Here is a 13,560-nt window from a genome sequence, read left to right as displayed (position 1 = left end):
GGCCTCGGGGAGGGGCATGTGCTCAGCACCGCATCGCAAGCGGAGGACGCGCATCACATGGATCACGCGGACGTCGTCGTCGTGGGGGCCGGGCTCGCCGGACTCGCGGCGGCCCATCGACTGACCAGCGCCGGAGTGCGGGTCAGCGTCCTGGAGGCCGCCCCCGTGGTGGGCGGCGGAACGGCCACCGAGCGGATCGACGGATTCCGGCTCGACCGCACCAGCACGCTGCTCAGCAGCGCCTATCCGGAGCTCCGCCGCATCGGGGCACTGGAGGACCTCGCGCTGCGGACGTTCTCGCCCGGGGTGCTCGTGCACCAGGGCGGGAGACTGCAGCGGACGGGTGAGACCGGCAGCTCGCCCTTCGCCCTGCGCGGCGTGGGGGGAGCGTTCACCGTGGCGCGCGCCCTCGCGAGCGCCCCCCGGCCGCGCCAGCTCGACCAGGCCCGGCTGAGCGCGTCCCTGGCGCGTCTGGCGGGCACGCCCGTGCGCAAGCTGCTGGCCCGGCCCGAGCGGACGGTCGCCGACACGCTGTACGGCCGGGGCCTGCCCGCCCGTACCGTGCACGGCTTCCTGCACCCCCTGCTGTCGGCGCTCCTCGCGGACCCGGAGCTGACGACGTCCAGCCGCTGCGCCGACCTGGTGCTGCGCGGGTACGCCCGGGGCAGGCTGTGCGTCCCGGCGGGCGGCGCCGACGCGCTGCCGCTGCATCTCGCCGACTCCCTCCCGAAGGGCACCGTGCGGACGGGCGTCCGGGTCACGGACGTGGCGGTGAACCGCGTCAGGACCGAGGAGCACGGCGAGATCTCGTGCCGGTCCGTGCTGGTGGCCACGGGCGGCCGGGCGGCGGCCGGCCTGCTGCCGGGGCTCCGCGTCCCGTCGTACCGCCCGCTGACCGTGGTGCACCACGCGGCCCCCGAGGCGCCGCTCACCGATCCCTCGCTGCTGCTCGACGCGGACCGCGGCGGCCCGGTGGCGTACACGGCCGTGATGAGCGAGGTCGACCCGCTGCGCGCACCCGAGGGCCGGGCACTGGTCACGTCCACCGTGCTGGGCCCTCCGCCGGGCGACGCCGACCGCGCGGTGCGCAGGCATCTGTCGGCGCTGTACGGGACGCCCACGGACGACTGGGAGCTGCTGGCGGTCCACCACGACGCGGAGGCCGTCCCCGCGATGCCGCCGCCGCACGATCCGCGCCGCCCGGTGCGGCTGCTCGCGGGCCTCTACGTCTGCGGAGCCCACCGGGACACGGCGACCGTGCAGGGCGCCCTCTTCTCGGGCCGCCGCGCGGCAGGGTCGATCCTGTCCGACCTCGGCTTCCGGCACGACCACGCGGCGGCGGCGCTGACGGCCGCGGCCTGAGGCGTGCGCGGCCCCCGGACGAGGGCCGCGGGTCGGGCGGGGCGCGCGGCCCCGGGTGCGGACGCGCCGCACCAGGGCCCTCGTGCCCCGCCCGGTCCGGACTGGAGACCTACCCGAGGGCCGAGACGCGGTCCCGGTAGGTGCGGACGGGGCCTGCGTCCCGGTACGGCTCCAAGCGGCGCTCGAACTCGCGCACGTACTCGGATGCCCGTGCCGAGCGCATCTCGGACGCCTGGAGCGCCGCCTCCGCCCCCAGGGCGCACGCCTGCTCGAGCTCGCCGAGACCGAGGCGGCAGGTGGCGAGGACGACGCGGGTGAAAAGCCTGCTCCGGGCGAGCGCGGGCGGGCGCAGCTGGAGGGAGCGCTCCGCGTGCTGCGCCGCGGAGCGGTACTGCTGGAGGTCGCGGTGGCAGTGCCCGATCTCGTCGGAGAGCTGGCCCTCGTCGACCCCGCGGGCCCAGTGGGGCACGTCGTCGCCCGGCCGGGCCGAGTCGAGGGCACGCTCGGCGCGGGCCAGCGCGGCATTGCACGCCCGGGCCTCGCCGAGCACCGCGTGGCCCCGGGCCTCGGCGGCGTGCAGCAGCGCCTGCACCTGGGGCGGCGCGGCGGAGCCGACCCCCTGCTGGGCGACCCTGGTCAGCTGCACGGCCTCCCTCCCGTGCCCGAGGTAGACGGCCTGGCGGCTCATGGTGACGAGGACATAGCTTCCGTAGGCGCGGTCGCCCGCGGCCTGCGACAGCCGCAGCGCCTGGACGTAGTACCGCTGGGCGAGGCCGTGGGCCGTCATGTCGTAGGAGGTCCAGCCCGCCAGCCTGGTCAGGTCGGCGGCGGCGGCGAAGAGACGGCGGCCCACCGTCTCCCCGTAGGTGCCGCGCAGCATGGGCTCGGCCTCGTGCTCCAGGTAGCGCACCAGGGCCTGCCGGGCGTGGCCGCCGCCGTAGGCGTGGTCGAGGGCGCGGAAGAGCTCGCCGACCGAGCGCAGCGCGGAGATGTCGCCGCCGGAGACCTTCTGCCCCGGCCCGCGCTCGGTGCCCCGCTGGCGCGGCACGGCGATCCGGGCGCCCTGCATCGGCACCCGCCCCGAGCCCGCGGGCCCGGCCTCCCCGCGGCCGACCCGTTCGTCGGCGCGGCCGATCAGCCAGTCGCGGCTCGGGACGACCAGACCGGCCGGGGTGAAGGCGATCTTGCTGAGCTCGGCGTGGTTGCCCGAGTCCTTGCGCCACAGACCGCTGACGATGTCGACGGCCTCCTCCGGGGTGGCCGCGAACTCCAGGCCCGCGTAGACCGGGGCGCAGGCGTCGAGGCCGAGGTCCTGGGCGGACAGCCGCCGGCCGAGCCTGCGCGTGAAGACCTCCGCGATCAGCGCCGGGGTCGTGCCGCGCGGCTGCTGCCCGCGCAGCCAGCGGGTGACCGAAGTCTTGTCGTAGCGCAGGTCGAGGCCGTGTTCGAGGCCGAGCTGATCGACTCTGCGGGCGAGCCCGGCATGGGAGAAGCCTGCTTCGGCGATAAGCGCTGCGAGCTGCCGGTTGGGCGTGCGCTGCGGGGCTCGTTCCGTCATCTGCTGTGGGGTCTCCTGACTTCCGGGCCGGGAGCAGCCCTCAAGGAACGGCGCGAATTTAGCGGTCCGACCAGCCCCTTCCGCCGCCTTCGCCCCACATTCATCCGATCGTGTGAGGATTGATGGCGTCACTGACCGTGGCGCTGACGGTGTTCACCGGGAATGCACGGATGATCCGCGGACGGTCCGTGCCGGATCCCGGGGGTATCCACCTGCCCGGACGGGTGTTTCCGGGCCGCCGTACAGTGGCTGGGGCCCGGCCACCGCCGGGCAGAGGTTCGAGGGAGGCACAGCCGTGAGTGAGCTGCGGTTCGTCCGACTGGGGTTCGGCGAGGACGCCGTCGAGTACCGGGAGGCATGGCAGAAGCAGCGCGACGTGCACGCCGCCCGCTTCGCCGACGAGATCCCGGACACCTGTCTGCTCCTGGAGCACCCGCCCGTCTACACGGCGGGACGGCGCACGGAGGACAGCGAGCGCCCCCTCGACGGCACACCCGTCGTCGACGTGGACCGCGGCGGCAAGATCACCTGGCACGGCCCCGGCCAGCTGGTGGGCTATCCGATCCTGAAGCTGCCGCGCCCGGTGGACGTCATCGCCCATGTGCGGCGGCTGGAGGACGCGCTCATCCGCACCTGTGCGGACTTCGGCGTGGCCACCTCACGGGTCGAGGGGCGCAGCGGCGTGTGGGTGCTGGGCGATCCGGTCGAGCAGCGCCCGGCGCTCGGCGGACTGTCGCTCGACTTCGACCCTCGCCTGCACGACGACGAGTTCGACCCCCGGCTGAACGGCCCGGAGTACGCGCCGTCCAACGCCGGCCAGCGCCGCGAGGACCGCAAGCTCGCCGCGATCGGCATCCGCATCGCCAAGGGCGTCTCGATGCACGGCTTCGCCCTGAACGTGAACCCGGACAACACCTGGTTCGACCGGATCGTGCCGTGCGGCATCCGCGACGCGGGGGTCGCCTCGCTCGCCGGCGAGCTGGGGCGCGACGTGACCATCGACGAGGTGCTGCCGGTCCTGGAGGGCCATCTGCGGGACGTCCTGGAGAGCGCGGACCCGCAGCCGCGAGCCGTCGAGCGGGCGACCGCCTGACGCCCGCGCCGCGGCCGGGGGAATGCGTACCCCGGGCCATGGGTTGGCCAAGCGTAAGGCCGCACTTTTATCGGGCGTACTCTGGTGTTCGCCGAAGAATCGAAGCTGTAGGGAGCCGGTCGTGTCCGCAGTCGCACCCGACGGACGCAAGATGCTGCGCCTGGAGGTCCGCAACAGCCAGACCCCCATCGAGCGCAAGCCCGAGTGGATCAAGACCCGGGCGAAGATGGGCCCCGAGTACAACCAGCTGCAGAAACTGGTCAAGAGCGAGGGCCTGCACACGGTCTGCCAGGAGGCGGGCTGTCCCAACATCTTCGAGTGCTGGGAAGACCGCGAGGCCACGTTCCTGATCGGCGGCGACCAGTGCACCCGGCGCTGCGACTTCTGCCAGATCGACACGGGCAAGCCGCAGGCGCTGGACCGTGACGAGCCCCGCCGCGTCGGGGAGTCCGTGGTCACCATGGACCTGAACTACGCCACGATCACCGGTGTCGCCCGCGACGACCTGGAGGACGGCGGCGCGTGGCTGTACGCGGAGACCGTGCGGCAGATCCACGCCATGACGGCGGAGCGGGAGAGCGGCCACACCAAGGTCGAGCTGCTGATCCCCGACTTCAACGCGGTGCCCGAGCAGCTGGCCGAGGTCTTCTCCTCGCGGCCGGAGGTGCTGGCGCACAACGTCGAGACCGTCCCGCGGATCTTCAAGCGGATCCGCCCCGGCTTCCGGTACGAGCGTTCGCTGGAGGTCATCACCCGCGCCCGTGAGGCCGGCCTGGTGACCAAGTCGAACCTGATCCTCGGGATGGGCGAGACCCGCGAGGAGGTCAGCGAGGCGCTGCAGCACCTGCACGACGCCGGCTGCGAGCTGATCACCATCACCCAGTACCTGCGCCCCTCCGTGCGCCACCACCCGGTGGAGCGCTGGGTGAAGCCGCAGGAGTTCGTGGAGCTGAAGGAGGAGGCGGACGAGATCGGCTTCTCCGGCGTGATGTCGGGCCCGCTGGTCCGCTCGTCCTACCGGGCGGGACGCCTCTTCCAGCAGGCCATGGAGCGGCGCAGCCGAGCCGCAGCGTAGGGTGCGGGTCCGCCCGAGGGACGAGGGCGGGCACGCGGCCGCAGCGCAGGCGAGACGGAGCGCGACCGACCGCTCTCGCGCGGCGCAGCCGAGCCGCAGCGCAGGGTGCGGGTCCGCCCGAGGGACCAGGGCGGGCACGCGGCCGCAGCGCAGGCGAGACGGAGCGCGACCGGCCGCTCTCGCGCGGCGCAGCCGAGCCGCAGCGTAGGGTGCGGGTCCGCCCGAGGGACGAGGGCGGGCACGCGGCCGCAGCGCAGGCGAGACGGAGCGCGACCGACCGCTCTCGCGCGGCGCAGCCGAGCCGCAGCGTAGGGTGCGGGTCCGCCCGAGGGACGAGGGCGGGCACGCGGCCGCAGCGCAGGCGAGACGGAGCGCGACCGACCGCAGCGTCGGTCGCGGGTCCGCCCGGCGTGGCGCCCCGGGCGGCGCAATCGGGTCGTGGCGGGGCCGTCGCCGGAGGCCGCCGGGAACCGTGTGAATTCGGGCACAAGCAACTGCCGCCCGGTGAGAGCGAGTTGGCGCGCGGCCCGTATCCTCCCCGCAGGTCGGGGCCGGGTGCGGGCCGCGGGCGTGCCACCGGGAGGGCGTGGACATCACGCCCCGACGTTTCATCGTGGTTTGACCGCCCGGTCACGCCCTGGTAACACCGATCTGTGACGCTCGTTGCACACTCAGCTTCCCCCTCTGCCCACTCCGGGAGTCCCACCATGCAGGCCGCTCCTGTCCGTCCCGTGACCGCCACCGCCATCCCGACCGTGACCGGCGCCCTGCGCGCCATGGAGGCCCTGCTGCTGAGCAGCGGCCAGCGCACCGCCCGCCGCAACGCCTGGGCCGCCGTGCTGGAGGACCGCCGCCGGGCCAAGGACCGGGTCGAGGCCGAGCACGTACTCGAGGCCGTGGCTGCCCGCACTTCGTAGGGCACGTAAACTTCCTCGTATGGCGAGGAAGGCAAAATCAGACAGCAGTGACGCTGCTGCGAACCCCGGGCGACTGAAGCAGATCGCTCTGACGTACAAGATGACCCGAAAGGCCGACCCGAAGGTCGGTCTGGTGGTCGCGGCTGTGGGAATCGTCACCTTCGGTGTCTTCCTCGGGATCGGTTTCCTGATCGGCCACCCCATCTATCTGGGCATCCTGGGCTTCCTTCTCGCCTTCCTGGCGATGGCGATCATCTTCGGCCGCCGGGCCGAGACCGCCGCCTTCGGGCAGATGGAAGGTCAGCCGGGCGCCGCGGCGGCCGTCCTGCAGAACGTCGGGCGCGGCTGGACCACGACCCCGGCGGTCGCGATGAACCGCAACCAGGACGTCGTGCACCGCGCGGTCGGCAAGGCGGGCATCGTCCTGGTGGCCGAGGGCAACCCGAACCGGCTGAAGACGCTGGTCGCGGCCGAGAAGAAGAAGATGAACCGCATCGTCGTGGACGTCCCCGTGCACGACATCCTGGTCGGCAACGACGAGGGTCAGGTGCCGCTCAAGAAGGTGCGCACCACGATGCTGAAGCTTCCCCGGGTGCTCACCGGCCCGCAGGTCACGGCGACCAACGACCGGCTGCGCGCGATGGGCGACCTGATGAGCAACATGCCGCTGCCGAAGGGGCCCATGCCCAAGGGCATGCGCATGCCGCGCGGCGGAAAGATGCGCTGACCTCCTCGCGGGGACGGGCACGGACACGAGAGAGCCGGCCAGGACGATGTCCTGGCCGGCTCTCTCGTGTCCGCGGGTCCGCGCCGGAGGGGCCGGTGTCAGATCCTGACCTGGACCGCGCGGCCGAGGCGGTCGTGCAGGCCGCGGCCGTCGCGGTCCCAGACGAGCGCGGGGATCGCGATGCACAGCAGCACACTGCGCACCAGGGCCCAGCCGAAGCCGAGGCGGCCGCCGTTCTCCGAGATCACCCGCAGGCCGAAGATCCGCTTGCCGGGGGTGGAGCCGATGGTGCCGACGGTCAGCACGGCGACGATGAAGAAGATCAGCAGGGCGCGGTTGGAGGTCGCCTGCTGACTACTCCCCGCGAACAGGCCGTATGCGATCAGGAAGCACAGCCCCCAGTCCAGGAACAGTGCTCCGAAGCGTCGCCCGAGCGGGGCGACGGAACCCGGTCCGGACTCCGGGAGCCCGAGGCGCTCGCCCCGGTACCCGAAGTCGACACCCATCTCCTCGGCCGCAGCGCGGGGCCCGGAGAGCCACGATCCGATTGCTTGCCTGTTGTCCACCCGACCACGGTACTGTGCCCGCTTTCGATCACTTCGGCCCGGGTCCCCGGGTCCTTCCGGGGCCTCCCCGGCCGCCGTCCCGGTTAACGTCACCGAAACAAATGGGTCATGCTTGAGAAATCCGGTCTGCCTATGGTCGGGTCCAGCGTGTGCCACCGCACTGGCCGCACGGACGAGCTGCAACCCCACCCCTCCCCAGGGTGGGAGTAGGAGGAGTTGGATGTTCCAGAACGCCGACGAGGCCAAGAAGTACATCGCCGACAACGACGTGAAGATGGTTGACGTCCGGTTCTGCGACCTTCCGGGCGTCATGCAGCACTTCACGATCCCGGCGACGGCCTTCGACCCGTCGGAGGAGCTGGCGTTCGACGGTTCGTCGATCCGCGGTTTCCAGGCGATCCACGAGTCCGACATGGCGCTGCGCGCCGACCTGTCGACCGCGCGCCTGGACCCGTTCCGCCGCGACAAGACGCTGAACATCAACTTCTTCATCCACGACCCGATCACGGGCGAGCAGTACAGCCGCGACCCGCGCAACATCGCCAAGAAGGCCGAGGCCTACCTCGCCTCCACCGGCATCGCGGACACCGCGTACTTCGGCCCCGAGGCGGAGTTCTACGTCTTCGACTCGGTGCGCTTCAGCACCGCCGCGAACGAGGGCTTCTACCACATCGACTCCGAGGCCGGCGCCTGGAACACCGGCGCGGTCGAGGACAACCGCGGCTACAAGGTCCGCTACAAGGGCGGCTACTTCCCCGCCCCGCCGGTCGACCACTTCGCCGACCTGCGTGCCGAGATCTCCCTGGAGCTGGAGAACGTCGGCCTCCAGGTCGAGCGCCAGCACCACGAGGTCGGCACCGCCGGCCAGGCGGAGATCAACTACAAGTTCAACACGCTGCTCGCCGCGGCCGACGACCTGATGCTCTTCAAGTACATCGTGAAGAACGTCGCCTGGCGCAACGGCAAGACCGCGACCTTCATGCCGAAGCCGATCTTCGGTGACAACGGCTCGGGCATGCACGTCCACCAGTCGCTGTGGCAGGGCGGCTCCCCGCTCTTCTACGACGAGCAGGGCTACGCCGGCCTGTCGGACACCGCCCGCTACTACATCGGCGGCATCCTCAAGCACGCCCCGTCGCTGCTGGCCTTCACCAACCCGACGGTGAACTCCTACCACCGCCTGGTCCCCGGCTTCGAGGCCCCGGTCAACCTGGTCTACTCGCAGCGCAACCGTTCCGCGGCCATGCGCATCCCGATCACGGGCTCGAACCCGAAGGCCAAGCGCGTCGAGTTCCGTGCCCCGGACCCGTCGTCCAACCCGTACCTGGCCTTCTCCGCGCTGCTGCTCGCGGGCCTGGACGGCGTCAAGAACAAGATCGAGCCGGCCGAGCCGATCGACAAGGACCTCTACGAGCTCGCCCCCGACGAGCACGCGAACGTCCCCCAGGTCCCGACCTCCCTCCCGGCGGTCCTCGACGCCCTGGAGGCGGACAACGAGTACCTCCAGGCGGGCGGCGTCTTCACGTCCGACCTGATCGAGACCTGGATCGACTACAAGCGCACCAACGAGATCGCCCCGATCCAGCTGCGCCCGCACCCGCACGAGTTCGAGCTCTACTTCGACCTCTAGGACCACCGCCGGCCGCGCGGGCCGGAGTGCCGAGGTGTACGGCGAGGGCCGCCGCCCCCACACGGGGCGGCGGCCCTCGCCGCGTTCCCGGGGCCGCCGGGCGGCCCCGCCCGGGGCACTACGATCGGCCCATGGGGATGACCGTTCATGAGCTGACGTACTACCCGGTGAAGGGCTGCGCCGGGACCGCGGTGGACACGGCGCGCGCCGGGGCGGCGGGGCTGGAGCACGACCGGGTGTTCATGGTCGTCGACGCCGTCGACGGGTCGTTCCGCAGCCAGCGCAAGCTGCCGGCGATGGCCGCCGTCCGCCCGGAGGTCCGTGACGGCGGGCGGGTGCTGCGGCTGGACGCGGACGGGGCCGGGGAACTGGTCCTGGAGGTGGATCCCGAGGGCAGGCGGATGCCGGTGTCGCTGTTCGGCACCCCCGTGGGCGACGCGGTGGACCAGGGCGACCGGGCGGCCGGGTGGTTCTCCGAGGTGCTCGGGGCGCCGTCCCGGCTGGTGCGGGTACGGGACGGTTTCGACCGGGACGGCTGGGGCGAGACGCCCGGCAAGGTCAACTTCGCGGACGCGCACGCCGTGCTCGTCGCGTCACTCGCCTCGCTCGACGGGCTCAACGCGCGCATCGAGGAGGCGGGGGGCACCGCCGTGCCGATGAACCGCTTCCGGCCCAACATCGTGCTGGCCGGCTGCGGTGCGCCGCACGACGAGGACCTGATGCGGCGCATCACGGCCGGGAGCGTCGAACTGGCCCATTCCGTAAGGGCGATGCGCTGCGCCGTGCCGATGGTCGACCAGAGCACGGGGGTGCGGTCCGGGCCCGAGCCGGTGCGGACGCTGTCGGCGTACCGGCGCGAGCCCCGCTACGAGAACAAGGTCAGCTTCGGCCTGAAGGCGGCCGTGCTCCGGGAGGGTGTGCTGTCCGTCGGGGACGCGGTGGAGGCCGAGTGGTACGAGAACGGGGCGCCCGATCCCGGGCGCCCCGCCCCCTGAGCATGCCGTGCCCAGTCAGCGGCCGTAGCGGATCAGGGCCCTGACCATCCGGCAGGTGGTGTCGGAGGGAGCGTGCACACCGATGCGGTCGGCGGTGGCCCGTATCCGGCGGTTGTCGGCGGTCGCGGGGTGGTAGACGCCCGAGTCGAGCAGGGCGATCGTGAGCCGCATGGCCTTCAGACGGCGGTTGTGGGAGACGTACCACTCGCGCGGCTGTCCTGCGGGGAGCGGCTTCTTCGCTGCGGTCGGCGTGGGGAACAGGGGCTCTGTCGTGAGTGTGGCAACGGCCATCGGCAACCTCCTGGCGCGGTGGCGGGACCATCCCGAACTACTGTCCATTCTACCGCCGGGCACTGACAATCGGCCCTGGCCAGACGGTGTTTGAGGACCCCTCGGACGGTACCGTGGGCGCCATGGAGATCTGGATCAACCCCGCGTGTTCCAAGTGCCGCAGCGCGCTCACCGTGCTCGACGCGGAGGGCGCCGACTACACCGTGCGGCGCTACCTGGAGGATGTGCCGACCGAGGACGAGATCCGCGAGGTGCTGGAGCGCCTGGGCCTGGAGCCGTGGGACATCACGCGCACCCAGGAGGCGGCGGCGAAGGAACTCGGGGTCGGGGAGTGGGCGCGGGACGCGGGTGCGCGCGGCCGGTGGATCGCCGCGCTGGCCGCGCACCCGAAGCTGATCCAGCGGCCGATCATCACCGCCGACGACGGCTCGGCCGTGGTGGCGCGCACGGAGGAGGCGGTACGGGACGCCCTCCGGCGCGGCTGACCGCGCGGACGGGACGGGAAGGGCACGGCCGGGCGGACCCGCCCGGCCGGAACGGGGACGGGGACGGGGGGGACGGCCGGATGGGGATCAGCGGGACGGCGGCGGCGCTGGCGGGAAACCCGGCGGCGCCGGCCGATGTGCTTCTGAGGCTGCTGGCCCACGGCGGCTTCGAGGTCACCGAGCGCCTGCGGTGGCGTGCGTCGATGCCCGACGAGGTCGCCGTGGCGATGGCCCGGCATCCGGACCGCCGGGTGCGGCACGCGCTCGCCGGGAGCTGGACCGCGGCAGCCGATCCCCGGCTGCCGCGGCCCCGGCTGCTGGAACTCCTCGGCGATCCGGAGCTGGGCCGGCGGGCGGCGGCCAACCCGGCGCTCCCCGCACCCGAGATGCACGCCCTGCTGGACCGCGAGGGCGTCGCGCGCTGACGGGTGGGGGCGGCGCCGGCGGTCAGCGTTCGTCCGTGCCCGCGACCTTGCCCGTGGCCAGGGCGATGCGGTTCCAGGTGTTGATGGTGAGGACGAGGGCCAGCAGCTGGGCCAGCTCGCCCTCGTCGAAGTGGGCGGCCGCCCGCCCGTAGACGTCGTCGGGGACCCCGGCGCCGGCGATCAGGGTCACCGCCTCGGTGAGGGCGAGGGCGGCCTGTTCCTTCTCGGTGAAGAAGTGCCGGGCCTCGCGCCAGACGCCCACCATGTGCATGCGCTCGTCGCTCTCACCGGCCCTGCGGGCGTCGCTCGTGTGCATGTGGAGGCAGTAGGCGCAGTGGTTGAGCTGGGAGGCACGGATCTGGACCAGCTCCACCAGGGTCGGGTCCAGTCCTTCGCGAGCGGCGCTGTCGAGGCCGATGACGGCCCGGAAGACCTTGGGCGCCGTCCTGGCGAAGTTGATCCGCCCGGCTGCCGGGGACGTGGCGGCGGCGGTGTCGTTGCTGTTCACCGGTGCTTCGTTCGTCGTCATGACCATGAATCTACGGGGACGGGCGACCGGCTGTAGGGTGCATTGTCATGCCGGAATCATGGGTCAATTTCGCGGAGCGGCTCGGCGCCGATCTGCATCTGGAGCTGGCCGGGACGGGCAGCCGCCGCGCGGTGCTGATGCGCGCCCTGCGGGAGGCGATCGAGAGCGGACGCCTCGCGCCGGGCACCCTGCTGCCGCCGTACCGCTCGCTCGCGGCCGACCTCTCGGTGGCGCGCAACACGGTCGCCGACGCCTACGCGGAACTGGTCGCCGAGGGCAGGCTGACCGCCCGGCAGGGGTCCGGGACACGGGTCGCCGAGCGGGTCGTCCCGCTGCCGTCCGGCACACGGCCCCGGTCGACCGCCCCGCCGCCGCGTCCCGTCCACGACCTGGTGCAGGGACAGCCCGATCCGTCGGCGTTCCCGAGGAGCGCGTGGCTGGCGTCGGCGCGCCGGGCGCTGAACACGGCGCCGCACGACGCCTTCGGGCCCGGTGATCCGCAGGGGCGTCCGGAACTGCGCCGGGCGCTCGCCGAGTACCTGGCCCGGGTGCGCGGGGTGCGGACGACGCCGGAACGGATCGTGGTCTGCTCGGGGGCCGCGCACGCGCTGCGGCTGCTGTCCCGGGTACTGGGCGGGAGCTGGGCGGTCGAGGCGTACGGACTGCCGTTCCACCGGGGGCTCCTGGCGGAGTGCGGTGTACGGACGGTGCCGCTGGACGTCGACGGCGAGGGGGCGGACACGCGTGGCCTCGGCGGCGAGCGGGCCGTGCTGCTCACGCCCGCCCACCAGTTCCCCACGGGCGGACCGCTGCATCCGGAGCGGCGCTCGGCCGCGGTGGCCTGGGCCGGGTCCGGCGGCGGTGTGGTGGTGGAGGACGACTACGACGGCGAGTTCCGCTACGACCGCCGGCCCGTGGGGGCCGTGCAGGGCCTGGACCCCGAACAGGTGGTGTACACCGGCTCGGTGAGCAAGAGCCTGTCCCCCGGACTGAGGATCGGCTGGATGGCACTGCCCGGACGCCTCGTGCCGGACGTCGTGGCCGCGAAGGGTGAACGGGAGCCGTACGCCGGGGCCGTGGAACAGCTCACCCTCGCGGACTTCCTGGCCTGCGGCTCGTACGACCGGCACGTCCGCCGGATGCGGCAGCGGCACCGGCGCCGGCGGGACCTGCTGGTGTCGGTGCTGGCCGAACGCGCGCCCCAGGTACGGGTGTCGGGGATCTCGGCCGGGCTGCACGCCGTGCTGGACCTGCCCGAGGGCAGCGAGCGGTCGGTGGTGAAGGCGGCGGCGTGGCAGGGCCTCGCGGTGGAGGGGCTGTCCCTGTACCGGCACCCTCGGTGGCGGGGCCCCGTCCGGGACGGGCTGGTGGTGGGGTACGCGACGCCGCCGGAGCACCTGTACCCGGGGGCGCTGGACCTGCTGTGCCGGGCGCTGCCGCCGGCGCCCTGAGGGCGCACGCGCCCGCGCGCCGGCCCCGCCGCCTTAAGGAACGTTAAGGAAGTGGCGGCCGGTGCGCTGAGCGGTGGCCCGCGGAGCCTCGTACACAAGGGCACGAGGAACCATCCGGCCGCCCCCTCGGCCGGGGACAGGAGACCTTACGTGTCACGCAGGAAGACCCTCGGCGTCAGGAAGAAGATCGCCCTCGTCGCCGGTGCCGCGGCACTGGTCGCCGGCACCGCGATCGTCATGACCGGCACCAGCCAGGCATCGGTGGCCTGCGACGGCCTCGCCCAGGCGGTCCGCAACAACGAGAACTTCATCGCCGGTCATGACGATCGCGGTGCCGGCGACCAGTGCCGCGGCACCGGCGACGAGGGCGATCTTCTTCCTGACGCCGAGGGTCTTCCTGCGTGACACGTAAGGTCTCCTGTCCCCGGCCGAGGGGGCGGCCGGATGGTTCCTCGT

At 73.0% G+C, this 13,560-nt stretch carries 15 protein-coding genes; 11 read left to right on the top strand and 4 right to left on the bottom strand.

Translation table 11 applies throughout. From position 1 onward, the window contains the following. Positions 1 to 57: 57 nt before the first annotated feature. Positions 58 to 1,362, top strand: a complete 1,305-nt coding sequence (locus EAO77_RS22945) for an NAD(P)/FAD-dependent oxidoreductase (protein WP_147990192.1) — start codon at positions 58 to 60, stop codon at positions 1,360 to 1,362. Between the two features lie 109 nt (positions 1,363 to 1,471). On the opposite strand, the gene EAO77_RS22940 is transcribed toward EAO77_RS22945, so the two are convergent. After that, the gene (locus EAO77_RS22940; protein WP_147990191.1) at positions 1,472 to 2,920 is read right to left on the bottom strand and encodes a regulator; all 1,449 of its coding nucleotides are present in this window, start codon (positions 2,918 to 2,920) and stop codon (positions 1,472 to 1,474) included. 295 nt (positions 2,921 to 3,215) lie between these two features. Here EAO77_RS22940 and lipB point away from each other — a divergent pair, with 295 nt between their 5' ends. From lipB to EAO77_RS22920, 4 genes are all read left to right on the top strand, one after another. Further along, positions 3,216 to 4,013 (top strand): lipoyl(octanoyl) transferase LipB, encoded by a 798-nt coding sequence (gene lipB, locus EAO77_RS22935; RefSeq protein ID WP_147990190.1) that lies wholly within the window; start codon positions 3,216 to 3,218, stop codon positions 4,011 to 4,013. A gap of 121 nt (positions 4,014 to 4,134) precedes the next feature. After that, positions 4,135 to 5,088, top strand: coding sequence for a lipoyl synthase (lipA, locus tag EAO77_RS22930; RefSeq protein WP_147990189.1), 954 nt, complete (start codon positions 4,135 to 4,137; stop codon positions 5,086 to 5,088). 707 nt (positions 5,089 to 5,795) lie between these two features. Then, positions 5,796 to 6,005 (top strand): hypothetical protein, encoded by a 210-nt coding sequence (locus tag EAO77_RS22925; RefSeq protein ID WP_147990188.1) that lies wholly within the window; start codon positions 5,796 to 5,798, stop codon positions 6,003 to 6,005. A gap of 19 nt (positions 6,006 to 6,024) precedes the next feature. Then, on the top strand, positions 6,025 to 6,732 hold the full coding sequence (locus tag EAO77_RS22920) for a DUF4191 domain-containing protein (protein WP_147990187.1): 708 nt from the start codon (positions 6,025 to 6,027) through the stop codon (positions 6,730 to 6,732). A 98-nt stretch (positions 6,733 to 6,830) separates the two neighbouring features. On the opposite strand, the gene EAO77_RS22915 is transcribed toward EAO77_RS22920, so the two are convergent. Further along, the gene (locus tag EAO77_RS22915; RefSeq protein ID WP_147990186.1) at positions 6,831 to 7,298 is read right to left on the bottom strand and encodes an RDD family protein; all 468 of its coding nucleotides are present in this window, start codon (positions 7,296 to 7,298) and stop codon (positions 6,831 to 6,833) included. A gap of 220 nt (positions 7,299 to 7,518) precedes the next feature. Between EAO77_RS22915 and glnA the strand changes: the two genes are divergently transcribed. Both glnA and EAO77_RS22905 read left to right on the top strand, forming a co-directional pair. Then, complete coding sequence (glnA, locus tag EAO77_RS22910; RefSeq protein WP_147990185.1) at positions 7,519 to 8,928, top strand: type I glutamate--ammonia ligase; 1,410 nt, start codon at positions 7,519 to 7,521, stop codon at positions 8,926 to 8,928. 131 nt (positions 8,929 to 9,059) lie between these two features. Continuing rightward, positions 9,060 to 9,923: an MOSC domain-containing protein gene (locus EAO77_RS22905; RefSeq protein ID WP_147990184.1), complete on the top strand. Its 864-nt coding sequence runs from the start codon at positions 9,060 to 9,062 to the stop codon at positions 9,921 to 9,923. Positions 9,924 to 9,938: 15 nt separating this feature from the next. Here the strand turns inward: EAO77_RS22905 and EAO77_RS22900 are convergent, their stop codons facing one another. Further along, positions 9,939 to 10,214 (bottom strand): hypothetical protein, encoded by a 276-nt coding sequence (locus EAO77_RS22900; protein ID WP_147990183.1) that lies wholly within the window; start codon positions 10,212 to 10,214, stop codon positions 9,939 to 9,941. A gap of 122 nt (positions 10,215 to 10,336) precedes the next feature. Here EAO77_RS22900 and EAO77_RS22895 point away from each other — a divergent pair, with 122 nt between their 5' ends. Continuing rightward, entirely contained in the window at positions 10,337 to 10,699 is a 363-nt protein-coding gene (locus EAO77_RS22895; RefSeq protein ID WP_147990182.1) for an arsenate reductase family protein, read from the top strand. An 80-nt stretch (positions 10,700 to 10,779) separates the two neighbouring features. Next, complete coding sequence (locus tag EAO77_RS22890) at positions 10,780 to 11,124, top strand: hypothetical protein (RefSeq protein WP_147990181.1); 345 nt, start codon at positions 10,780 to 10,782, stop codon at positions 11,122 to 11,124. 22 nt (positions 11,125 to 11,146) lie between these two features. On the opposite strand, the gene EAO77_RS22885 is transcribed toward EAO77_RS22890, so the two are convergent. Further along, positions 11,147 to 11,653 carry a carboxymuconolactone decarboxylase family protein gene (locus tag EAO77_RS22885; RefSeq protein ID WP_187283371.1) on the bottom strand — a complete coding sequence of 169 codons (507 nt, stop codon included), beginning with the start codon at positions 11,651 to 11,653 and terminating at the stop codon, positions 11,147 to 11,149. Between the two features lie 47 nt (positions 11,654 to 11,700). On the opposite strand from EAO77_RS22885, the gene EAO77_RS22880 reads away from it, so the two are divergent. Then, positions 11,701 to 13,104: a PLP-dependent aminotransferase family protein gene (locus tag EAO77_RS22880; protein ID WP_147990179.1), complete on the top strand. Its 1,404-nt coding sequence runs from the start codon at positions 11,701 to 11,703 to the stop codon at positions 13,102 to 13,104. Positions 13,105 to 13,254: 150 nt separating this feature from the next. After that, entirely contained in the window at positions 13,255 to 13,509 is a 255-nt protein-coding gene (locus tag EAO77_RS22875; protein WP_147990178.1) for a hypothetical protein, read from the top strand. Positions 13,510 to 13,560: the final 51 nt, after the last annotated feature.

The organism is Streptomyces sp. T39, from assembly GCF_008042045.1.
Lineage (GTDB): Bacteria > Actinomycetota > Actinomycetes > Streptomycetales > Streptomycetaceae > Streptomyces.
The sequence above is the reverse complement of the archived record's forward strand: the minus strand, read 5'-3'. Positions and strand labels throughout refer to the sequence as shown.

Bases quoted from the DNA above. Each gene is read 5' to 3' on its own strand.
- EAO77_RS22945 (WP_147990192.1), top strand. From the start codon at position 58: ATGGATCACGCGGACGTCGTCGTCGTGGGGGCCGGGCTCGCCGGACTC.
- EAO77_RS22940 (WP_147990191.1), bottom strand. From the start codon at position 2,920: ATGACGGAACGAGCCCCGCAGCGCACGCCCAACCGGCAGCTCGCAGCG.
- EAO77_RS22925 (WP_147990188.1), top strand. From the start codon at position 5,796: ATGCAGGCCGCTCCTGTCCGTCCCGTGACCGCCACCGCCATCCCGACC.
- EAO77_RS22920 (WP_147990187.1), top strand. From the start codon at position 6,025: ATGGCGAGGAAGGCAAAATCAGACAGCAGTGACGCTGCTGCGAACCCC.
- glnA (WP_147990185.1), top strand. From the start codon at position 7,519: ATGTTCCAGAACGCCGACGAGGCCAAGAAGTACATCGCCGACAACGAC.
- EAO77_RS22905 (WP_147990184.1), top strand. From the start codon at position 9,060: ATGGGGATGACCGTTCATGAGCTGACGTACTACCCGGTGAAGGGCTGC.
- EAO77_RS22900 (WP_147990183.1), bottom strand. From the start codon at position 10,214: ATGGCCGTTGCCACACTCACGACAGAGCCCCTGTTCCCCACGCCGACC.
- EAO77_RS22895 (WP_147990182.1), top strand. From the start codon at position 10,337: ATGGAGATCTGGATCAACCCCGCGTGTTCCAAGTGCCGCAGCGCGCTC.
- EAO77_RS22890 (WP_147990181.1), top strand. From the start codon at position 10,780: ATGGGGATCAGCGGGACGGCGGCGGCGCTGGCGGGAAACCCGGCGGCG.
- EAO77_RS22885 (WP_187283371.1), bottom strand. From the start codon at position 11,653: ATGACGACGAACGAAGCACCGGTGAACAGCAACGACACCGCCGCCGCC.
- EAO77_RS22880 (WP_147990179.1), top strand. From the start codon at position 11,701: ATGCCGGAATCATGGGTCAATTTCGCGGAGCGGCTCGGCGCCGATCTG.